Origin of the sequence: Bacillus sp. FSL M8-0049 (assembly GCF_038593355.1) — a bacterium.
GTDB classification, from domain to species: domain Bacteria; phylum Bacillota; class Bacilli; order Bacillales; family Bacillaceae; genus Bacillus; species Bacillus safensis.
In genome coordinates, this window is record NZ_CP151986.1 from 496,346 (window position 1) to 518,751 (window position 22,406).

Sequence of the window (22,406 nt, forward strand, 5' to 3'; positions counted from 1 at the left end):
TCAAAAGGGTGCGGTGGTATGGAGTAAGAAAAAAGGAGTTTTCTCACATGCCGCAAAGAACCGCAGGAAAAGAAGTAACAGCGCTACTGGAAGAGTGGGGCGTAAAACATATTTATGGAATGCCCGGCGACAGCATAAACGAATTGATTGAAGAGCTTAGGCATGAATCAAGCCAAATACAATTTATACAAACGAGACATGAAGAAGTGGCGGCACTCTCAGCGGCGGCTGATGCGAAACTAACAGGTAAGCTCGGTGTCTGCTTATCCATCGCTGGACCGGGTGCTGTCCACTTATTAAATGGACTATACGATGCAAAAGCAGATGGCGCACCCGTTTTAGCAATTGCAGGGCAGGTTGCGTCGAATGAAGTAGGAAGAGACACATTTCAAGAAATCAAATTAGAGCGGATGTTTGACGACGTCGCTGTCTTTAATCAGCAGGTACAAACAGCAGAAGCTCTGCCTGATTTATTGAATCAAGCCATTAAAGCAGCTTATACCCATAAAGGGGTGGCTGTTCTCACCGTATCAGATGACTTATTTTCTCAAAAAATTAAGCGTAAGCCAGTTTATACATCTCCTCTTTATGTTGAGGGAGAGGTACGGCCAAAGAAAGATCAACTGCTGAAGGCAGCACAGCTAATTAACAATGCGAAGAAGCCGGTCATCTTAGCAGGTAAAGGATTACGAAATGCAAAAGAAGAGCTTCTTTCATTTGCAGAAAAGGCTGCTGCACCTATCGTCATCACACTTCCTGCTAAAGGGGTTGTGCCAGACAGGCATCCATACTTTTTAGGAAACCTAGGTCAAATTGGAACGAAGCCAGCTTATGAAGCAATGGAAGAGTGTGACCTCTTAATTATGCTTGGAACTTCCTTTCCATATAGAGACTACTTACCAGAGGACACACCTGCCATTCAACTGGATATTAAACCAGATCAAATCGGTAAAAGATATCCAGTAGACGTAGGAATCGTGAGTGACAGCAAGAGTGGTTTGCAGGAACTGACCTCCTACATTGAATATAAAGAGCAGCGTGGTTTCCTTGAAGCTTGTACAGAGCATATGATGAAATGGCGGGAAGAAATGGATAAGGAAAAATCCGTTGCCACATCACCGCTTAAACCGCAGCAAGTCATTGCTAGACTAGAAGAAGCAGTTGAAGACGACGCCATTCTTTCTGTTGATGTAGGGAATGTGACCGTATGGATGGCACGCCATTTTGAAATGAAACAGCAGGATTTCATCATATCCAGCTGGCTTGCCACAATGGGCTGTGGTTTGCCTGGAGCGATCTCTGCTAAGTTAAATGAACCGAATCGTCAAGCGGTTGCTGTCTGTGGCGATGGTGGCTTCACAATGGTCATGCAAGACTTTGTGACAGCGGTAAAATATAAACTGCCGATCGTTGTTGTGATCTTAAACAACAACAACCTTGGAATGATCGAATATGAACAACAGGTAAAAGGAAACATCAATTATGGTATAGAGCTGGAAGATATTGATTTTGCTAAGTTCGCAGAAGCATGCGGCGGCAAAGGAATCTCCGTGTCATCACATGAAGAACTAGCTCCAGCTTTTAGTGCAGCCCTTCAATCAGATAAACCCGTCATTATTGATGTTGCTGTCACCAATGAACCGCCGTTACCTGGGAAAATTACGTACACACAAGCAGCTGGTTTTAGTAAATACTTACTGAAAAAATTCTTCGAAAAAGGCGAGCTGGATATCCCTCCACTCAAGAAAAGTTTAAAACGCTTTTTCTAAACAAAATGTAGTCGGTCCTCTCAAAAGAGGACTGACTTTTTTTAATGAAAGGAAAAAACATTTCAATTATCACTTGTTTTATTTCCTCTAAAAATATATGGAAATTATTTTTGTAACTTAAAGCCTATTTTTCCAATTCGCTGAGAAAGGTAAAATAGACTTTATGATCAATAATGGAGGGAGTGACTTCTTCTGGGCAAGATACTTGATGCAAAAGCACTAACCAGTGCCATGGACACAAGGGCAAAACACTACCAGGAACTCCGCGAACAAATGGTAGATTTAAAAAAGGCATTACAAGGTGTTGCCAACCTCGGTGATGATTTCACTGGGAAAGGAGCCGATAATATTAAAAGTTTCTATAAAGAGCTCGCTGGAAATGTAGACATGTTTATCAGCTTCATTGATAAGCAAAAAGCCTTTCATGAAGGTGTTTCTGGGACACTGGATGATACGAGCTTTGGCGGCGATACCTTTGTAGAAGAACACTTTTTAGACAACGCAGTACATATGGGCATCAAGAATGCTAAAAGCATTGTGAAGGATCAAAAAAAGGCACTCAAAACGATTTTTCAAGACATTGATGACCTCATTTCCCTAGAAGTATTTGATAGCCAAACCTTTGATGAAAAAATAGAAGATGCGGAAGATGAACGAAAAAAGACGGTCAAAGAACTAAGAGAGCTTGATCAAAATTTAAAAGATGAATATGCTTTGTCAGAGACGGAACAGCAAGCTACAATGGCATTGTACGCTGAAATGATGAATGCGACAAATGACGGAAAAGCGATTTCGCCTATGAATTTTGACAAGAAAGCGTATCAAAATAGCGACATCTACAAGGCAAAAAGCGATATTGAGAAGCAAACTGCTGAATATCTGAAAATCAAAAAAGAACAAGAAGAAGCCCGAAAGATTGCGAAGGAACAAGAAGCACTCGCCAACCGTCCTTGGTATGAAAAAGCCCTAGATTATGGCGGAAATATTGTCAATGAACTAACAGGTGTGAACGATGCAAAACGTGCCGCAACAGGCGTCGATCCAATCACAGGGGAGGAACTCACCGCAGGCCAGCGAGTCGCGGCAGGCGGCATGGCAGCAGCAGGCTACATCCCAATCGTCGGCTGGGCAGGCCGCATTTTCAAAGGCGGAAAAGCTGTCTATAAAACCACCCAAGCCACATCAGCTGCAGTCAGGGCAGTCGATATCTACAAGACATCACAAAAATCCTTTGACGCCCTGAAAACATCTCAAAAAGGACTATATGGCCTCACCGCCACCAACGGCTTCAGCGAAGCGATTACAGGCCGAGACATGTTTGGAAATAAGATCTCCAAAGAACAGCAGGAAGCGAGTATGAACGCGGCGCTTGGAATGCTTTTACCGTTTGGGGCGAAAGGGTTTCATGGTAAGATGGGAGTTAAGAGTGCTGTTAAAAATGGAGATAATGGTACAGTGTGGAGAAATATAAAAATTACTCAACCACATTATGAAGGTACAAAAATCCCAAAATCATTTGAATTAGCAACATCAGATGGGAAGTTTTGGGTGCATCCGAATGGAACGAAACATATGGTTGAGTATATAACAAGAGATGCAACTACACATGGTATGCCGATAAATAGCCAAACTTTATTGTCGAGTTTCCAAAGCTCTGTTAACAATGCTGCTAAGCAAGGAATTAAATACGAAGAAATTATGAAGATAGGAAATTGGGAATTAATATTTAGTAAACCCCGCGGAGACGGATTACTACCTGTAATAAAGCATGCTGTGTATATGCCTTAGAAGGAGACATGATGATGTTAAAAGTAACAGAATACAAAGACAGTCAGTCTATAAATATTGAATATGATCTTTATACACCGATTAATATAGAATTTGGTAGTTGGAATATATCAAAAGAGCCAACGATATATTGGAGAACTGGAGATTTTAAGAAATCTTTAATTGAAATAGGTATAGGGAAATATACAGGCAGCCTTCGTTCAATTACACTAACATTAAGTGAAAATGTACACAAAATGGAAAATTTTAAATTGGATAACAAAAATATAAATGTGATTAAAGGAGTACCAAATTTTCAAGTAGAAGAACATAATGATAAGACCTATATAGATGAGAAAGGTAAATTAGACGTATATATAGGGTTAGATAAGGTTTTAATTTTATTTTCAGAAAATGATACAGTGTCTGTTTTACAAAACGATACAGTAGGATTTGCTTTGGACAAAGATGAGGTAGTATGTGGCATTATCATAAGTGGTGTGTTAGAACATGAAAAGAAAACATTAGAAGATGCATTGAATTAGAGAATTATGAAATACAAAAAACCTTGATGGCTAAAAACCTTTCGAGGTTTTTGTGTTTCAGGGGAAAAGTGGGTTTAAAACCTTATGCTATTGATTCTGGTGATACAGTAAATAGCATTAGTTAAGATCAATGACAGAACATTTTTCGAAGTGAATCCTTTTTGAAACAGACGCAAATTTAGAATGCGAAAAGAAAGTGTTAGGAATGATTTCTTGAGCAGTGGGTAAGGAGATTTCATTTTAGTTAACCTAGATTTTCATTTTGCTGAAAGTTAGAAAACTGAAAGGGTTTTTATATGTTAAATGATATATTGTCAAAGAAGATAGTTCTAGAAAATGGTACTGAGTTTGAAAAATCTCTAGAGTATGGGGGACCCTACGAACTAGCAATTGTGGAATATACTTCAGGAGGGGAAGAACAACTCTTTACTGGACTAGCGTATGATATGTACGAAAACGGACATCTTGAAAGTTATTTCTATGTAGAGAAAGGTATTAAACAGGGGAAGTATGTGGAATTTTATCCAAATGGCTTTGTGAAAAAAATAGGGTATATGAGGAAGAACGCTGTGGATGGATATCAAGTCGAGTTTTTTGAGAATGGAAATAAAAAATATGAATGTGAGTGTATTGCTGGTCGAGAGATGACTTATATAAAATATGATAAAGAAGGTAATGTGAAAGAACTTAAGGCAGAACCTAGTGAATCAGATCTCATTTATGCTGAAAAGTTCAATGGTTGATCAATGTTCAAATGAATTTTTAGTTAAAGAAGTTTAAAATGAGAAGAAAAGAGATAAAAACATTTCAAATCGTAAAGGAGCTAAAACCATGCTATGGATTTTCACACAAAACCAGCAAAGTTTCGTTCATGTCCACGAAATCACAGTAGCCGGCAAAAAGATTGAAGGGATGATCGCAGGAAGCGATACTTGGGTCAAGACGCTTGGTAAGTATGACTCAAACGATCGTGCATCAGAGGTCCTTCAAGACATTGTGAAAACGATTGAAGCCAATCAAGATGCCACTGTGACTTACAGAATGCCAAATCAATAAAAAAGAAACCACCTTTCCATTGCGAAAAGGTGGTTTTTGTTTATGATGGTGTTTTTGTAAAGGCTAAAAATAAAGGAATGCCTGTGCCGACAAGGGTTGTGGCAAATAGGAACATACCGCAAATGAATAGAAAATGGCTGGCTGAAAAGACAAGTGCCAGAATGAGAAAAACGATGCTGAGTCCTGCCATGCTATATGATGGGACAAAGCGGCGTTTGTAGGTGGCTTTCTTTGTTAAGAATGAGAAGAAAATGCCAAATAATAAAGGGACAATCCATAAGTAAAATAAAATAATAAGAGACATACTTCATACCTCGATTTTTCCTTCTATTTTATCAGATGCTGATCGCAACCGATACTACAAAGCTTCACTTTGTAAAATAATTCATGCAATCGACACAATTACGTGGGCTGATTCATAGAATGCGTTTTTTCTTTCATATATTCAGGCTGCAAAAGGGCGTATACACAATGATCCGTAAAGCGGTCGCCCAGCCATTCACATTGTCTCAAAATGCCTTCAAGCGAAAAGGATAAACGCTCTGCGATGCGTCTGCTCTTCAGGTTATCGACAGCAGCCCTGATTTCAATGCGGTGCAGTCCACAATCTTCAAATAAATAATGAATGACTGCTTTGCACGCTCTTGTCATGATGCCTTTTCCTTGATAGCCTTCTCCGAGCCAATAGCCAATTGAAACAGTCCTGTCGATCCAATGAATTTGGTGGGTGCCGATGATCCCGACAAGCTCTCCATGTGACCAGATGCCCGCTTGAAAACCGTTGTTCTGCAAGGCTTGCTGCATTGCGCCTTGAATGAACGCCATGCTGTCTTCCTCTGTTTTCGTTGAATCCACCCAAAGCATCCATTCACGTAAATGCTCTCTTGACCGCTGGATGAGCAAATATAGACTTCTTGCGTCTCTTGGCTCAAGCAGCCGCATAGCTATCTCTTGATCCTGATAAAAAAACATGTGCCCACATCCTCTCAGGGGAATTTTACCATAACCATATGAAAAGAAAAAGACAGCATCACTACTGTCTTTTACATAAACGTATCCACAATTAAAAAGAGATTGAGTGCGACAACAAGAGCTGCTATCACCCAAGATATTCCTGTTACCCAGCGGGCATTCGTTAATTCGCCCATAATTCGTTTTTTACTTGTAAATAAGATGAGCGGAATTAAAGCAAAGGCAATACCAAAGGATAAGACCACCTGGCTCATCACAAGTGCAGATGTCGGATTCACCCCAGATGCAATGATCACAATAGGGGGGATCATAGTAATCAGCCGGCGGACATACAGCGGAATCCGGTATTGAATAAAACCCTGCATAATGATATCGCCTGACAATGTACCGACAGAAGAGCTTGATAGTCCGGCTACAAGCAGTCCTACACCAAATAAGATAGCTGATACAGGACCTGCGAGTGTGCTAAAATGCTGGAACGCAACATCCAGATCTTCAACAAAGAGACCATTTTTATAAAATAAAGCGGCTGCCACAATCAACATACTGGCATTGATGGCTCCAGCGACTAGCATCGCAATAAGGATATCTAAAAACTCAAAGCGGAAAATCTGTTTTTTCTCCTTTTCCGTTCTGCCGACGACTCTCCTTTGGGTTAATGCTGAATGTAAATAGATCGCGTGCGGCATCACAGTGGCACCTAAAATTCCAGCTGCAAGCAGCACACTATCTGCGCCATCAAATTTTGGAATGAAAAGCCCGCCTGCGACACTTGCCATATCAGGCTTGGCGACAAAGGTTTGCACAGCAAAAGCGATCACGACAACGAACAGCATGCCGGTGATGCCGGCTTCTAATGCGCGATATCCCCGTCTTTGCAATTCTAAAATCGCAAATGATCCGATAGCTGCAATAATGGATGCTTCAAGCAGCGGGATCCGAAAAAGCAAGTATAAACCAAGTGCAGCCCCGATAAACTCGGCTAAATCTGTGGCAATAATGACGAGTTCGCCCTGAATCCATAAACCGATGGAGACGGGTTTTGGAAACTCTTCACGTGCGATTTCAGGTAAGTTTTTACCTGTCGCTATTCCAAGCTTTGCGGACAAGGATTGGATGAGCAAAGCCATGAGATTTGATATGAGAATGACCCATAAAAGGAGATATCCATATTTAGAGCCAGCCGCAATGTTGGTGGCAAAATTTCCTGGGTCAATATATGCAATGGCAGCGATAAAAGCAGGGCCTAGAAAAGGAAGAAGCCTTCTAAATCCTTTGACCTTACCTTCAAGTGCACGCTCAGCTGCCGCTGACATGTGTGCCTGTGCCTCGATGTATTTGTTTGTCATATGTCATCACCTAGATTCTACAAAGTTTTGCTTGGGCACAAAAAGTTTCCTTGATGCAATTTTTAATCATCATATGCCCATATTCATGAAAAGTCAACTATCTGAACTAATAGGTTTGTTTATCATATGTAAGTGAAAAAAATAGATACCTTGTCAACGAGCAACATAAAAAACACCGCCTTTTAGACGGTGTCCCTACTGCTTCCTCTGTTATTTGTTTTTTAAGATACCCTTGATCCCACACTGCGGAAGATCAGGCTTAAAATAATGACAAAGATCGCTGCTCCTAAGATTGCTGGAATGATCGCAAAGCCTGCCAGACTAGGACCCCACGTTCCCAGTAATCCATGACCAATCCAAGCGCCTACAAACCCGGCAATCATTGAACCGATCCATCCTCCTGGTACACTGCCCCCAGCGAGTGCACTCCCAATGAGACCGATGACAATCGCCACAACTAATGAAATTAGAAATCCTAACATGTTGACCACTCCTCTTTTGTTTGTTTATTAAGCAATAACCGTTTTGAAAAAGATTAAAACCTTTCGGAACCGCTTCAATGTTCTATACGTATGATGGACAAGGATTGTGTATAATAACAGACAAATACTTCAGCGACATCTAAGGAGGCATATGCATGGAGGAAAGAGAGTGGCTAAAAGCACAATTAAAGGAGATTGAAAAATGGGAGAAAGACCAGCAAAAGGTATGGTTTTGGGAGAAACTCAGCCGCCTTCCATTTCAAATGCTGGACAAGCTGACGCCTGCTTTTATTCAGAAAAAAATCGGTGTGCTGCTAGATGAAATGGGTCATTACATTCAGTCTGGCGGTGCCTATTTGACGTCGGAAAAAGGCATCATTCATCAATTTCAAAAGAAGTGTGAGGGCGAATCCATCCAGCGTATAGAGGATATTGGAAAGGCCCCAATCGAATTGATGGATGCCATTAGTGAACATATGGGGAAAAACAGAACGAATCTCGCGACGGTACAAGGGGCGACAACTGGTGTCGGCGGAATGTTTACGCTAGCTGCTGATATTCCTGCGGTCCTGGGCCTCTCTCTGAAAACATTGCAGGATATTGCCGTCACCTATGGCTATGATCCTAAAAACAAAGAGGAGCGGGTCTTCATCATTAAATGCTTGCAGCTGAACTCTGCTGATGTCGTTGGAAAGAAATCGATTCTAAAAGAGCTGAAAAGCTATCATGCATCCGAAGGGAAGCATGAAAACATGATTTCTCAAATCCAAGGGTGGCGTGAGGTCGTCTATAATTACCGGGATTCGTTTGGCTGGAAGAAACTGTTTCAGCTTGTGCCCATTGCTGGGATTTTGTTTGGTGCCGTTTCGAACCGCTCACAATTAAAAGGAATTGCCGAAACAGGCATGATGCAATACCGAAAACGAAGAATTTTAACAAGATTAGAAGAGCTCACGCAGCAAGAACAGAGTGAGTCCGGCGCATAAAAAAATCCCTTATCAAAGGGATTTTTTTATTTGCTCTCATCCTCTTCCTGAAAAGCATGAATAGGTGAGTGTTCATAACGTGCACGCAGTTCGCGGATCTGTTTGATGAGGGTGGAGCCGATCGTTTTTTCGGCTTCATCATACAAAGGATCAAGGGCTTTCATCCATTTTTGTCTTTCTGCTGGCGTCAATTCATGAATGGCAATCGGCGATTCACGTTTAATGTCCTCCAGCTGATCTTTGTTCATCTGTTCTGCATGCTTTTCATTCCAAGCCGTTGTTTCTTCCATGGCTTCAAGTAAAATTCGTTTCGTTTCGGGTGTCTGGCGGTCAAAGAAGGATTGATCTGTTAAGACCACATAGCCTAAATACCCGTGATTGCTGATCGTCATATAGTCTTGTATATGATAGAATTTTTTTGAATAAATATTTGAAATGGTATTTTCTTCACCGTCTACTTTTTTGGTTTCTAATAGCTGAAACGTGGAATTAAATGATTCCTGATAGGGCTTTGCGCCAAGGAGTTTGAATTGTTTTTCAATCATGTCGCTTTGCATAATGCGGAGAGACTGGTTTTTTAAATCAGCCGGCTGTTTGATGGGTCCTTTATTAGAGGTAATTTGCTTAAAGCCATTTGTCCAATAAGCCATTCCCTTTAATCCATCTTTTTGCAGCGTGCCAAACAACCTTTGTCCAATTGCACCGTGCAGGCCTTCTTGAACCGCGCTGTAATTTGAAAAAGCAAAGGGAAGATCAAGTGCCAGCCACTCAGGAGACAGCATGCCGAGCTTCGAGGTAGACGGAGCGATAAATTGAACTTGATTCTCTTTGAGTGCATTAATTTCTTCAATATCAGAATAAAGGCTTCCGTTGGAGAAAATTTGAATGCTGATCTTTCCATCGGATTTTTCGTGCACGAGCTCAGCAAATTTCTTTGCGGCAAGTCCTTTAGGTGTATTGTCTGCCACGACATGGCTGAATTTGAACACAAGCTGGTCCTTCAGTCCTGTCTGTTCATCATCAAAGGTTGTCGCTGATTTTGGCATCATATGATAAAAACCAAAGTATAAAGCGGTTACAAAACCGATCATGAGCAAAAGTGTATAAGCGAGTAAATTCTTCATGCGTCAGATCCCCCTTATGTCAAGCATACTTGACAGAGGAAGAATTCGTAAAGATACAGGTGAAAAAATGATGAGAAATCGATTGAAATTACAACAATTATCTATTAGATGGAAGCTTACCATCCTCACATATTTCGTTGTCATTTTCGCCCTTTTAATCGGAGGAATTGTCCTTGTTGGGGGAATTCAGCAAACAGAGGAACGGGAGCTTCGAAAAAGACTCATGAACACGGCGAGAACTGTGGCTGAAATGAATGAGGTGAAGCAGGCGTTAGCTGATCAGACAAAGGAACGTGATCGATTACAGCATGCGATCGAAGAGATTCGGATTATTCAAGACGCTGACTATATTGTTGTGATGGATATGGATCATGTGAGATTAACGCATCCAGTGAAAACGAGGATTGGCCAGCGCTCAGAAGGAACTGATGAAGAGCCGGCTTTTGCAGAGCATATTTATTTCTCAGAAGCAGAGGGAGAGCTTGGAACAGCCATCAGAGCTTTTTATCCAGTCAAGGATGATCAATTTAATCAAACAGGGGTTGTGCTTGTAGGAAGAACTCTGCCAAGTATGGCAGATATATTAGGAGAAATGAAGCGCGATATCCTCATGATCCTCCTCTTGACGCTCAGCTTTGGGCTTGTGGGTTCATTTTTACTCGCCCGTCATATTAAACAGCAAATGTTTAAGCTGGAGCCGCATGAGATTGTCAGAATGCTAGAGGAACGCACTGCAACCTTTCACTCTATTAATGAAGGGGTTATCGCCATTGATAATCAGCACATGATTACCATTTTTAATGAGAAGGCGAAGCAGATTTTTGGCGTGACGGGTGATGTCGTGGGCCGGAATATTTGGGATGTGCTGTCTGATACAAGACTTCCTGAAATTATCGATCGCGCAGAACCCGTCTACAATGAAGAAATTCATATGAGCGGAAAGCGGATCATGAGCAGCCGGATTCCGATTGTGATGAAAAAGAAGATCATCGGAGCAGTTGCCATTTTTCAGGACCGGACGGAAGCGGCAAAATTGGCGGAGGAGCTCACAGGGGTTAAGAACTTTGTGGACGGTTTGCGGGTGCAAAACCATGAGCATATGAATAAGCTTCATACGATTGCCGGTCTGATTCAGCTGGGTAAAGCCGATCAGGCGCTCGATCTGGCCTTTCAAACGACAGAGGAGCAGGAACATGTGACGGACTTTCTTCACCGCGTCATAGAGCATGATGCTGTCTCAGGGTTATTGATGAGCAAAATCAGAAGGGGCAAGGAGCTTGGCATCATGGTCGAAGTAGATGAACATAGCTGTCTGCGTGATTTCCCTGAACGGCTTGATCAGCATGATATGACGAAGCTGCTCGGAAATCTCATTGAGAACGCCTTTGCTTCGTATGATACTGTAGAAAGAGACACAAAAGTCATTTCCATTAGTATCGATCAAACGGAGGATGTCCTCGCGATTTTAATTGAAGACAATGGCTCCGGGATCGAAGAAGAAATGATACCTTCTATTTTCGATAAAGGCTTCACACATGGCAAAGAGGGCGGAACAGGCTATGGCCTGTATATTGTAAAAACGATTATCGACAAAGGGATGGGAAGTGTAGAGGTCACATCAAGCATCGGCATTGGTACCACCTTCTCAATCGAATTCCCAATGACCATAGAGGAGAGAGACAGATGACTCAGATTAAGGTGCTGTTAATTGAAGATGACCCGATGGTGCAAGAAGTGAATAAAGAGTTCATTATGAGTGTTCCTGGCTTTCAAGTAGCAGCTGTCGCTGGAAATGGGGAGCAGGGCATCCAGCTGATCAAAGAGATTCGTCCAGACCTCGTGGTACTTGATGTATATATGCCAAAAAAGGATGGCGTCAAAACGCTGCAAGACATCAGAAAACAGAAGATGAAAGTGGATGTGATTGTCATTTCAGCAGCGAAGGACAAAGAGACCATCGGCATCATGCTTCAAAATGGTGCGCGGGATTATATTATTAAACCATTCAAATTTGAACGAATGAAAGAATCACTTGAAAGCTATAAGGCGTTTAAATCAAAAATCCAAACCGCAGCAGAATTTTCTCAGGAGATGCTCGATGATATCATACGAAAGCCTGCTGTTAAGCAGGAAGATACTTGGCTTCCTAAAGGGCTGAATGTGCATACGATGAACGAAATTAAAGCTTATATGGGCTTGCAGGAAGGCGCCCAGTCTGCAGAGGAAGTTGCAAATGCACTTGGCATAGCCCGTGTCACGGCACGCCGGTATTTAGACTTCCTCGTCAAAGAAGGCGAGCTGAAATTAGATATGCAATATGGGGGGATTGGACGTCCTGTGAATAAATATATCGTACATTCTGACTAAGAGACCAAAAAGACCAAAATGTACGATATGTCCATAAGCTTCACAGCCTTTGATGAAATCGCTATCATTTATCTACAGATAACAGTTAAGCGTTTACATCAAAGGGTGAGGGAGTTGATTTTTTATGAAAAGGCTTTTGAAGAACCTGACATTTCAGGTGATTGCAGCTGTCATCATCGGGATCATTGTCGGGATGGTTTGGCCAAACGTCGGAAAAGAAATGAAGCCGCTTGGTGACACCTTTATCAATGCCGTTAAAATGGTCATAGCACCAATTATTTTCTTAACCATTGTTCTTGGTATTGCCAAGATGGGGGATATGAAAAAGGTTGGAAAAGTTGGGGGAAAAGCATTTATTTATTTTGAAGTCGTCACGACACTTGCTCTGGTCATCGGTCTTTTTGTTGTGAATATCATGAAGCCAGGTGCAGGTCTTGACTATAGCAAGCTTGAAAAAGGGGATGTCTCACAATATACCCAAAATGGCGGACAGGGTATCGACTGGATGGAATTTGTTACACACATCGTGCCATCTAACATGGTTGATGCTTTCGCAAAGGGTGATATTTTACAGGTCTTATTCTTCTCTATTTTATTCGGTGTTGCGCTCGCTGCTCTTGGCGAGAAGGGGAAAGGCATCATCGAATGGCTTGATAAGCTGTCACTTGTTTTCTTTAAAATCATTGGATATATCATGCGTGCTGCGCCGCTCGGTGCGTTTGGGGCAATGGCTTATACGATCGGACACTTTGGTTTGGCATCGATTAAACCGCTGGCGAGTCTGATGCTCTCCGTTTATATGACCATGTTCTTGTTCATTTTCGTTGTACTGAACATCATTTGTAAAATGTATGGCTTCAGCCTGCTCGGTTATCTGCGGTTTATCAAGGATGAAATTTTGATTGTTCTTGGCACAAGTTCTTCAGAATCCGTGCTGCCAAGAATGATGGATAAAATGGAACGCTACGGGTGCTCTAAGTCTGTTGTTGGTCTTGTCATTCCAACAGGTTATTCCTTTAACCTAGACGGAACTTCAATTTATTTATCAATGGCCGTCGTCTTCTTGGCACAAGTGTTTGGTGTAGACTTGTCGATCGGTCAGCAGATCACTATTATCCTTGTTCTGATGCTTACATCAAAGGGAGCAGCTGGGGTGACAGGAAGCGGATTTATCGTGCTTGCATCTACTCTTGCGGCACTACAGGTCATTCCGTTAGAGGGTCTAGCACTGCTGCTTGGGGTTGACCGCTTCATGAGTGAAGGAAGAGCGATTACAAACCTCATTGGAAATGGAATCGCAACAATTGTTGTCGCGAAGAGTGAAGGTGAATTTGACGAAGCGAAGAGCAAAACAGCACTTCAGGAAATGCGGAATATGAAGCAGGCTGTTTAGTATAAAAACAACCAAAAACCGAAACCTTATGTTCTACATGGGTTCGGTTTTTTTGTGTAAAAAAGAAAAAACAATAAAATTAATACAAATCGTAAGACCTCTTTGACCTTTTATTATATAATTTACAGAAAGATCCGATATAATGTATATCAGATACGATGAAAAATAGACTTTAGTCCTGGCAGGTGTGTAACGTAATGACGGCATTTTTAAAATTGTTCGAAAAACCCGGTGTTAAGCGGTTTTCAGTATTTGTAGTATTAGCCACAGCATTATATCTATTAAGAGGAATGATGAATTTAATTCTTTTGACCTTCATTTTCACCTTTTTGATGAATCGGTTGGAAGAGGTCATTAGAGGCTTTTTAAATCGCTTCCTGAAAATAGGACAGAAATCGGTCATTACCATTTTGTATATTCTTCTGGCTGGCGGATTGACATTTGGCGGATTCGTTTTTGTGCCAATCATCGCCAAACAGGTAGAGCAGCTATTTCATTTAGGAAAGAAAATTGCAGATCATCCACAAGATTTACCCTTCTTTGACGTCATCACGAACGTATTCGGAGATTTCAAAATATCAGCTTTCTTTGAGAAAGGGTTTAATTTCCTCTATACATACATAACCGATTTCAGCACATTCAGTATCCAGGTCATTATGTCCTTAATATTAAGCATGTTCTTCCTGTTCGAAAAAGAACGCCTCATTCAATTCATGAACAAGTTCAAAACGAGTAAAATCTCCGTGTTCTATCATGAAATTGCCTTCTTTGGACGTAAATTTTCCCGAACGTTTGGAAAAGTACTTGAAGCTCAGTTTATTATTGCAACCGTTAATTGTGTGCTAACGACCATCGCGTTAGGCATTATGGGTTTCCCACAGTTATTTGGATTAGCGGTCATGGTCTTTTTGCTAGGCTTAATCCCAGTAGCGGGTGTAGTGATCTCTCTTATTCCACTCAGCATCATTGCGTATACACTCGGAGGCGGAATGTATGTCCTGTATATTGTGCTGGTGATTGTAATTATCCATGCCATTGAAGCATACTTCTTGAATCCGAAGCTCATGTCAGCTAAAACAGAGCTCCCTATTTTCTTCACGTTTATTGTGCTAATCTTCTCTGAACACTATATTGGCATTTGGGGACTTATTATCGGTATCCCAATCTTTGTGTTTATTTTAGATATTCTTGAAGTGACAAATAGGGAAGAAAGTAATTAAAAAGTTCATATGAACCTGTTTACAATTTTCTAAAAATAAGGTATAAATGGTATGAAAATATCATATTACCACACGCTTAATCCTTCTAAAGGAATGGGGGACCCATGTTTTTGGGGTGAATTTTTCTTATCTGAGAAAAAAGGACATCTCTTCGTCCTAACCCGTCAGCTAACCTCATCAGCGTGAAGAGAGTAGACAGTGGTACATGTATGGACACGCAGGCCCACGAGAAGACTCTCTCGTGGGCTTTTTGACGAGGAAGGGGAGATTTTATTGAAGCTGGCGACGAAAATTATTATTGCCTTGTTTGTAGGTGCAATCACAGGATTGCTGCTCAACCTTTTTGCTCCAGATGTATTCAAAGTGTTAGACCCTTATTTATTTACACCACTAGGTCAAATCTTCTTAAACCTGATTAAAATGCTGGTTGTGCCCATTGTATTCTTTTCGATCACGCTCGGTGTAGCAGGCCTTGGTGATCCGAAGAAGCTAGGCAGAATCGGCGCAAAAACCATTACTTATTTCCTGCTCACTACGACTTTTGCCATCATCATTGGCATCTCATTAGCCTTATTGATCAAGCCGGGAGCCTTCGGCAATTTTGATACAAAAGCGGCTGATTATTCCGCAGAGGAAGCCCCATCAATGGCAGACACACTACTCAACATCATTCCAACCAATCCAGTCCAATCGTTAGTTGAAGGAGACATGCTTCAAATTATCGTCTTCTGTGTATTTTTAGGTCTTGGCATAGCCATGCTTGGTAAAAAAACGGAAGGCTTGCTGAAACTGTTTGAACAAGGAAATGAATTAATGATGTATCTTGTCGGTGTTGTGATGAAATTTGCACCGTACGGGACATTCGGTTTGATTGCAACGGCAATCGGCAGTCAGGGGCTGGATGCCATGAAAGCGATGGGACTTTACTTCTCGGTCGTGTTAATTGCGCTTATCCTGCATTTCTTCCTGACATATGGATCAACCATTGCTATCTTAGCTAAACGAAATCCAATGGCATTCTTTAAGGGATTTTCCCCAGCGATGGTTGTTGCATTTAGTACATCAAGCAGTAACGCAGTGCTGCCGGTATCAATGGAAACAGCGCAAAAGCGTTTAAAGGTGCCAGAGCCGATTTCAAGCTTTGTGCAGCCGCTGGGTGCAACCATTAATATGGATGGCACAGCCATTATGCAAGGTGTTGCGACCATTTTTATCGCTCAAGTGTATGGGGTTGAACTGACGCTTGTTCAAATGCTGACGGTTGTCTTAACAGCTGTTTTAGCAAGTATCGGTACAGCGGGTGTCCCAGGGGTAGGGCTCATCATGCTGGCCATGGTGTTAAATTCCGTGAATCTTCCTGTTGAGGGAATAGCGCTGATCCTTGGCATAGACCGCTTATTAGATATGGCAAGAACCGTAGTTAATATTACAGGTGACGCAGCATGTGCGGTGATTGTTTCTGAAACTGAAAAGAAGCACGAGAAAGAAGCACCGACACCTAACTTATCACTGTAATAAGCAAGAAGGGCTGACTGGATCAGTCCTTTTTTTCATGGATTGATTTGTCTCGCGTGATATACTTTTTACAGGATGAGCGGTCATAACTGCCGCCACAGGCTTTACATCAGAAGGAGGAACCACTTTGCAGTCTGCTGTTTTAAAAGTAGAGAAAGTCGATAAACTAATTGGCCGGAAAATGATCTTGCAGGATATTTCTATAGACATTGGGCAAGGAGAAATTGTCGGATTACTTGGTCCCAATGGATCTGGAAAAACAACTTTGATTCGATTGATCGTTGGCTTGATGAAAAAAAACAATGGCAACATCATGATCAATGGATATTCACAAGATGAGGATTTTCTTAAAGCGATGTCATCTGTTGGTGCGATCATAGAAAACCCAGAATTTTATTCGTATTTAACAGGCTTTGAAAACCTTGAAATGTATGCAGCGATGCACGATGGCGTGACGGAGGAACGCATTCAGGAAGTGGTGGAAAGAGTTCGTCTGGAGGATGCCATTCATCAGAAGGTCAAGACGTATTCACTAGGGATGAAACAAAGGCTTGGGATTGCACAAGCTATTTTGCATCGTCCGAACCTGCTCATTTTAGACGAACCGACAAATGGACTGGACCCTGCAGGAATGAAGGAATTCCGGGAGCACTTACAAATGCTTGTAAAGGAAGAAGGAACCTCGGTGTTATTTGCGACGCATTTATTGCATGAGGTAGAGGAGCTATGTGACCGAATGATTATCATTCAAAAGGGACAGATCAAAGCTAGTACTCATCTCCGGGATATGGAGGGGAAAGAGCAGGTGCTGATGAATGTTCAGCCAGTAGAAAAGGCGGTCTCATGGCTTGACGCACACGACTATACATATGAACGAAATGGAGCGCGTGTACTGCTTCAACTGAACAAAGAACGTGTGCCAGAGCTGAACAAACAGCTTGTGCTGGCGGGGTTTGATGTACTTGAATTGATGCCTCAAAAGCAGTCAATTGAAGAGGCATTTATAAAATGGACGGAAGGCGGGACGACAGATGCTTAACCTCATCAAGAATGAGCATAAGAAAATCATGAAGAAAAAGATCACACTCATTGCTCTTTTATTGATCGTTGTATTTCAACTGGCCATGGCTCTAACCTTAAAACGAGTCATATCAAGCTTTGGCGGACAAGACACAGTCGCGAACTATTTTGCTTATTCCACGAACGTCGTGTTTATTTTGCAGGTGCTTGCTGTTGTTATTGGCGCGACCTTGATCTCAACAGAGTTTCAGAAAAGGACGATCAAGTTTCTATTGATCCGGCCAAAAACAAGACTGCACATTTTTCTGTCAAAATACATCACACTTGTGCTGACAGTCATTTATTTGTTTGTTTTTTATTATGTTTTGGCTTTTCTATTTGGTCTTATTTTCTTCGGTACTGATTTTGATGAAAGAACAGGGCAATTATTTCAGCATACGTTTGCCGTCATTGGATCTCAGTGGGTGGAAGTGATCATGATGGCAAGCTTTGCTTTTATGTGTTCCAGTTTGTTTAGAAACAGTCTTGTTGCCCTTGTGACCTCGTTTTTTGTTTTATATGCGGCGAAATCACTTGTGCCGATCATGTCTCTCTTAGAAAATCAGTGGGGGAAAATCCTCCTTTTCGCGAATACGGACTTTACTCAGTACAGCTTTCAAGCACCGCCGCCTTTTCATGGGATGAGCATTTTGTTTTCTCTATTTATAGTAGGGGCGCATTTTGTTTTCTTTATTGGATCGGCTTGGATTCTTTTTTGGAAACGTGATGTAAATGTGTAAAAATTGTGTCAAATAACAAGAAAAATTCGTGACATCTTTGTGAAAACGAGTCTGTATTTCACGATAACCTGCTGATTTTGTCTTATAATAAGAAAGAGTCATGGAGGTGGCACTATCGTGAAAAATTTCATTACGGCTTTACCAATTTTGCTGCTGCTGTCGTTTTCGTTTGTGTCTTTTGCCTTCCAATTTGATCATCTTGTTTATTTCAGACTAGCGCTGGGGATTTTTTCGTTAGCGGGTCTTTTCTTTCTGTATACACTTAAAAGAAATATGAAATGGTTCATGGTCTATTTATATGCGAGCTGGATCGTTCTTGCTGCCGTCACGACATTTGAGGAACCAGTCTTTTCTCAATTTTTCTTCGGTGGTTTAACGATGACAATGGGTTATCTCACATATATGCTCATTTATTTAGGTATGAAGCAGGACCGTGTAGCGAAATCACATTAAAACAAAAGCCGATAAAATCGAATAACAGATTTTATCGGCTTTTTTATTTTGTTGAAGCAGACAAAAGAGCAGTCAGTGATGACTGCTCCTCTCATAGTTATGATTCACGCCCAGCAGCTGCAAGCTGCTTCTGGTGTTTTTTGTCGATGGTTTCGTAAATACTTTCCATCATTTGAGGATCGCGCATGATGGCCTTTTTGTTCTCTTCAATCAATTGCTGGTAGGTTTTAATTTTCTTCTTAGACATGTGACTCATCGCTCCTTAATAAGAATGGACGTCTATAGGATTTCACATAGATGAAATTGATAATCATTTTCAATTAGCAATTCCATTATACAAAGACAAATGTCAGAAGTAAAGATTCAATTCAGAAAATTCACGTAACCGACATATTCCAAGCTGGTTCGACGCTGCATTCTTTCCCAGGAAATAATGTTGTCGTGACTTGTCGTAAGTGAAACATCAATTTGAAACGTTTTGGCTGTGCAGCTCGTCTTATGAAGAGATTTAAAAAGAAAAAAGACATCAGCAAGAGTTTGCTGATGTCCTTCGTTTCATCAATTAAGAAACGTGCTCTTGAAGAAATTCTGTCACTTCTTCAGGCGATTTTGCATTTGCACTGTGTAAATGACCTGTTTTTTCACCATTTTTGAAAATTAACAGGCTTGGAATGCCCATTACCTGATACGTTTCAGCTAATTCAGGGAAATCATCTTTATTTATTTCAAACCATTCATGGTGAGCATAAGCTTCTAGGATGTCTGGAATGAACATGTCCATTCTTGTACAGTCAGGACACCATGTTGCAAAGAATTTAACGATGACTTCTTTGTCTGATTGAATCATTTCATTGAATTGTTCAGTACTTGTGATTTTTTTCAATTTGTCACAACTCCTTTTCATTGTCATTTTAATATAAAATAAAGGCGAATGACATACAAATGCTCGGGAGGCGCTTACAACCTTTACAAATCATTTCAATTACGTAACAACAAAAATTAATTAGAGCATTTTTGCTTGAAAGTGATAAGATAGTAAAGATGAATTTTAGTGGGGGGAGTATCCATTGAAAATAAGTTTAGGATTGATTTACGGCGGAAAGTCAGCCGAACATAATGTATCACTGCAAACAGCCCTTGCAGTTACAAAAGCACTTAACACTGAGAAGTTCGATATACATCCAATTTATATTACAGAAGAGGGTGAATGGTTAAGAGGAGAAAAACTCACTGAACCAGTATCAAACGTCAAAATGCTTCAATTTGAACAGAACGCAAAGACGTTTTTACCAACTTCTTTAAATGAAAGCATGTTTCCACAGCCTGCATCGGCTGATGAGAAAATTGATGTTGTCTTCCCGTTGCTGCACGGACCAAATGGAGAAGATGGCACAATGCAAGGATTACTTGAACTGTTAAATATCCCGTATGTCGGCAACGGCGTTCTCGCGTCTGCCGCGGGTATGGATAAAGTCATGATGAAAGATGTTTTTGCACAAGCAGGACTTGCACAAGCAAAGCACCTTTCTTTCAATAAAAAAGACTACGAGAAAGCGACACCAGACAGCTTAGAACAGGTTGAAAAAGTACTGGGCTATCCATGCTTTGTGAAACCTGCCAACATGGGATCAAGTGTTGGAATTAGCAAATGCCGCAGCAAAGAAGAACTGCAGAATGCATTTGACCTCGCTTTCCAATATGATCGTCGTGTGGTCGTAGAAGAAGGCGTCGTTGGAAGAGAAATCGAGATTGGTGTATTAGGCAATGATGAGCCGAAATGCTCTGTCGTTGGTGAGATTGCGCCTAAAACAGATTTTTATGATTACAAAGCAAAATATGAAGATGGCGATACAGATTTGATCATTCCGGCAAGTGTGTCAGAGGATGAATATAAAACGATTCATGACATGGCGATTAAGGCATTTAAAGCCCTCGATGGATCTGGTCTCGTACGTGCAGACTTCTTCCTTACAGAAAAAGGTGAAGTGTTGATCAATGAAGTGAATACAATGCCTGGATTCACACCATTTAGTATGTTCCCATTACTTTGGAAGCACACTGGTGTAGAGTATCCAGAGTTAATTGAAAAGCTGGTGTCACTTGCAATTGAACGCCATCAAGAAAAACAAACCATTAAAACAACTTTTTAATGTGAGCAGCAAGCAGACACTATCCTTAGGTAGTGTCTCTTTTCCTTCAAACGTGAAATGAGAAAGAGAGGCGAAAAATCATGATCAAACGTACAGTGAAACAAATCGCCCAAATGGCTGGTGGAACCCTATCTAATCAAGCTTTTGGCGAAGAACAGATTCACGGAGTGACAACAGATACACGAAAAGTATCAAACGGCGCCCTGTTTATCCCGCTTATCGGAGAACATTTTAATGGTCACACATTTGCTTCGAAAGCAGTGGAGCTTGGAGCATCAGCTGTTCTTTGGAATCAAAAAGAAGCCAATCCGCCAGAAGGCATTCCGGTAATTCTTGTAGAGGATACACTAGCTGCCCTTCAACAGCTGGCGAAATCATACTTAAAAGAAGAAAACCCTAGTGTTGTCGGTATTACAGGAAGTAATGGGAAAACCACAACGAAAGATATGATTCATTCCGTCTTGCAAACAGCGTATCGAGTTCATAAAACAGACGGTAACTTTAATAATCATATCGGTCTTCCGCTCACCATTCTTGCAATGCCAGAAGGAACCGATATTGCGGTTTTGGAGATGGGCATGAGTGCAAAAGGCGAAATCGAATTTTTATCAGATCTCGCTGAGCCGGATGCAGCGGTCATCACAAATATCGGGGAATCTCATATGCAAGATTTAGGATCAAGAGAAGCCATTGCTGATGCAAAATGTGAGATCGTAAAAGGGTTAAAAGAAGACGGCATCTTTTATTACTTAGGTGATGAGCCTTTGCTTCGCGAAAGAGCAAGTTCACTTTCTCAGCGTGTGAAAACCTTTGGAGAAGCAGAGGACTGTGATATCAAGGTAACGCACATCAACCAGCTTGCAGAGGGAACAGAATTTCAGGTCGAAGGGTATGCCCAAGGTTTTCTCATTCCTGTATTAGGGAAACATAATGTGAAGAATGCACTTGCTGCTATTGCTATAGGCCAGCATTTTGGGCTGAATGAAAGACAAATTGCCCAAGGACTGATGCAAACGAAGTTGACGGGGATGCGTCTTGAGCTGTTTAAAACAGACAAAGGAATCACTGTCATTAATGATGCGTATAATGCAAGTCCTACTTCTATGAAAGCAGCCATTGATCTTGTGGGAGATATGGACGGTTTCGCCAATCGTATTCTTGTACTTGGAGATATGCTCGAAATGGGCAGTGAAGAAGAAACGTATCATTATGAACTTGGCCGTTACATCAAGCCGGAATTTATTGATCATGTCATGACGTATGGCCGTCTAGGTGCATTCATTGCTGAAGGAGCGAAAAAATCATTCGGGGCTGAGCACGTCTTCTCCTTTATGGACAAAGAGGATCTGAAGAAAAAACTAGCTGAAGTGGCAGGGCCTGACGATGTTGTGCTTGTCAAAGCCTCACGCGGTATGAAATTGGAAGAAGTCATTACTGCACTATAAAAGTGAGAAGGTGA

General features: G+C 41.3%; 23 protein-coding genes and 1 riboswitch. Of the genes, 16 read left to right on the top strand and 7 right to left on the bottom strand.

Translation table 11 applies throughout. The annotated features are described in order from the left end of the window. The first annotated feature begins 47 nt into the window (after positions 1-47). The 5 genes from NSU13_RS02360 (at position 48) to NSU13_RS02380 (ending at position 5,137) form a co-directional block, all read left to right on the top strand. A complete protein-coding gene (locus NSU13_RS02360) occupies positions 48-1,769 on the top strand; it encodes a pyruvate oxidase (RefSeq protein ID WP_034283856.1) in 1,722 nt (573 codons plus the stop codon). A 192-nt stretch (positions 1,770-1,961) separates the two neighbouring features. Continuing rightward, on the top strand, positions 1,962-3,557 hold the full coding sequence (locus NSU13_RS02365) for a T7SS effector LXG polymorphic toxin (RefSeq protein WP_276531173.1): 1,596 nt from the start codon (positions 1,962-1,964) through the stop codon (positions 3,555-3,557). A 14-nt stretch (positions 3,558-3,571) separates the two neighbouring features. Further along, entirely contained in the window at positions 3,572-4,081 is a 510-nt protein-coding gene (locus tag NSU13_RS02370) for a hypothetical protein (protein WP_144496850.1), read from the top strand. Between the two features lie 296 nt (positions 4,082-4,377). Then, the gene (locus NSU13_RS02375) at positions 4,378-4,824 is read left to right on the top strand and encodes a hypothetical protein (RefSeq protein ID WP_211043838.1); all 447 of its coding nucleotides are present in this window, start codon (positions 4,378-4,380) and stop codon (positions 4,822-4,824) included. An 88-nt stretch (positions 4,825-4,912) separates the two neighbouring features. Continuing rightward, complete coding sequence (locus tag NSU13_RS02380) at positions 4,913-5,137, top strand: hypothetical protein (protein ID WP_065215288.1); 225 nt, start codon at positions 4,913-4,915, stop codon at positions 5,135-5,137. A 40-nt stretch (positions 5,138-5,177) separates the two neighbouring features. On the opposite strand, the gene NSU13_RS02385 is transcribed toward NSU13_RS02380, so the two are convergent. The 4 genes from NSU13_RS02385 to NSU13_RS02400 all read right to left on the bottom strand — a co-directional run bounded on the left by NSU13_RS02385 (position 5,178) and on the right by NSU13_RS02400 (position 7,940). After that, positions 5,178-5,441 carry a hypothetical protein gene (locus NSU13_RS02385; RefSeq protein ID WP_008346966.1) on the bottom strand — a complete coding sequence of 88 codons (264 nt, stop codon included), beginning with the start codon at positions 5,439-5,441 and terminating at the stop codon, positions 5,178-5,180. 98 nt (positions 5,442-5,539) lie between these two features. Beyond that, entirely contained in the window at positions 5,540-6,109 is a 570-nt protein-coding gene (locus NSU13_RS02390; protein WP_034283978.1) for a GNAT family protein, read from the bottom strand. A 71-nt stretch (positions 6,110-6,180) separates the two neighbouring features. Further along, a complete protein-coding gene (locus NSU13_RS02395) occupies positions 6,181-7,458 on the bottom strand; it encodes an Nramp family divalent metal transporter (RefSeq protein WP_034283976.1) in 1,278 nt (425 codons plus the stop codon). Between the two features lie 221 nt (positions 7,459-7,679). Further along, positions 7,680-7,940, bottom strand: coding sequence for a GlsB/YeaQ/YmgE family stress response membrane protein (locus NSU13_RS02400; protein ID WP_024427360.1), 261 nt, complete (start codon positions 7,938-7,940; stop codon positions 7,680-7,682). A gap of 155 nt (positions 7,941-8,095) precedes the next feature. On the opposite strand from NSU13_RS02400, the gene NSU13_RS02405 reads away from it, so the two are divergent. Then, positions 8,096-8,926 (top strand): EcsC family protein, encoded by an 831-nt coding sequence (locus NSU13_RS02405; RefSeq protein ID WP_034283975.1) that lies wholly within the window; start codon positions 8,096-8,098, stop codon positions 8,924-8,926. 26 nt (positions 8,927-8,952) lie between these two features. Here the strand turns inward: NSU13_RS02405 and NSU13_RS02410 are convergent, their stop codons facing one another. Then, positions 8,953-10,050, bottom strand: a complete 1,098-nt coding sequence (locus NSU13_RS02410; protein WP_041116739.1) for a DctP family TRAP transporter solute-binding subunit — start codon at positions 10,048-10,050, stop codon at positions 8,953-8,955. A gap of 82 nt (positions 10,051-10,132) precedes the next feature. Here NSU13_RS02410 and NSU13_RS02415 point away from each other — a divergent pair, with 82 nt between their 5' ends. The 8 genes from NSU13_RS02415 (at position 10,133) to NSU13_RS02450 (ending at position 18,797) form a co-directional block, all read left to right on the top strand. Continuing rightward, a complete protein-coding gene (locus NSU13_RS02415) occupies positions 10,133-11,737 on the top strand; it encodes a sensor histidine kinase (protein ID WP_169737561.1) in 1,605 nt (534 codons plus the stop codon). Further along, entirely contained in the window at positions 11,734-12,417 is a 684-nt protein-coding gene (locus NSU13_RS02420) for a response regulator (protein WP_034283970.1), read from the top strand. The genes NSU13_RS02415 and NSU13_RS02420 overlap by 4 nt, the downstream gene beginning before the upstream one ends. A gap of 124 nt (positions 12,418-12,541) precedes the next feature. Further along, positions 12,542-13,810, top strand: coding sequence for a C4-dicarboxylate transporter DctP (dctP, locus tag NSU13_RS02425; protein ID WP_041107478.1), 1,269 nt, complete (start codon positions 12,542-12,544; stop codon positions 13,808-13,810). A 197-nt stretch (positions 13,811-14,007) separates the two neighbouring features. Continuing rightward, complete coding sequence (locus NSU13_RS02430; RefSeq protein WP_024425375.1) at positions 14,008-15,030, top strand: AI-2E family transporter; 1,023 nt, start codon at positions 14,008-14,010, stop codon at positions 15,028-15,030. A 63-nt stretch (positions 15,031-15,093) separates the two neighbouring features. Continuing rightward, positions 15,094-15,227: riboswitch (cyclic di-AMP (ydaO/yuaA leader) on the top strand. Positions 15,228-15,303: 76 nt separating this feature from the next. After that, positions 15,304-16,545 carry a dicarboxylate/amino acid:cation symporter gene (locus NSU13_RS02435; RefSeq protein ID WP_034283966.1) on the top strand — a complete coding sequence of 414 codons (1,242 nt, stop codon included), beginning with the start codon at positions 15,304-15,306 and terminating at the stop codon, positions 16,543-16,545. Between the two features lie 127 nt (positions 16,546-16,672). Next, on the top strand, positions 16,673-17,584 hold the full coding sequence (locus NSU13_RS02440; protein ID WP_120208983.1) for an ABC transporter ATP-binding protein: 912 nt from the start codon (positions 16,673-16,675) through the stop codon (positions 17,582-17,584). Further along, a complete protein-coding gene (locus tag NSU13_RS02445) occupies positions 17,577-18,344 on the top strand; it encodes an ABC transporter permease (RefSeq protein WP_034283983.1) in 768 nt (255 codons plus the stop codon). Before NSU13_RS02440 ends, NSU13_RS02445 begins: the two co-directional genes overlap by 8 nt. Before the next feature lie 117 nt (positions 18,345-18,461). Further along, on the top strand, positions 18,462-18,797 hold the full coding sequence (locus NSU13_RS02450) for a hypothetical protein (protein ID WP_017366657.1): 336 nt from the start codon (positions 18,462-18,464) through the stop codon (positions 18,795-18,797). Between the two features lie 97 nt (positions 18,798-18,894). Here the strand turns inward: NSU13_RS02450 and fbpB are convergent, their stop codons facing one another. Both fbpB and NSU13_RS02460 read right to left on the bottom strand, forming a co-directional pair. Further along, a complete protein-coding gene (gene fbpB / locus NSU13_RS02455) occupies positions 18,895-19,044 on the bottom strand; it encodes a Fur-regulated basic protein FbpB (protein ID WP_065215285.1) in 150 nt (49 codons plus the stop codon). 315 nt (positions 19,045-19,359) lie between these two features. Further along, the gene (locus NSU13_RS02460; protein WP_034283964.1) at positions 19,360-19,680 is read right to left on the bottom strand and encodes a thioredoxin family protein; all 321 of its coding nucleotides are present in this window, start codon (positions 19,678-19,680) and stop codon (positions 19,360-19,362) included. A 184-nt stretch (positions 19,681-19,864) separates the two neighbouring features. On the opposite strand from NSU13_RS02460, the gene NSU13_RS02465 reads away from it, so the two are divergent. Together NSU13_RS02465 and murF are read left to right on the top strand one after the other, a co-directional pair. Next, complete coding sequence (locus NSU13_RS02465) at positions 19,865-20,947, top strand: D-alanine--D-alanine ligase (RefSeq protein WP_342489812.1); 1,083 nt, start codon at positions 19,865-19,867, stop codon at positions 20,945-20,947. A gap of 80 nt (positions 20,948-21,027) precedes the next feature. Beyond that, complete coding sequence (murF, locus tag NSU13_RS02470) at positions 21,028-22,392, top strand: UDP-N-acetylmuramoyl-tripeptide--D-alanyl-D-alanine ligase (protein ID WP_342489813.1); 1,365 nt, start codon at positions 21,028-21,030, stop codon at positions 22,390-22,392. Positions 22,393-22,406 lie beyond the last annotated feature (14 nt).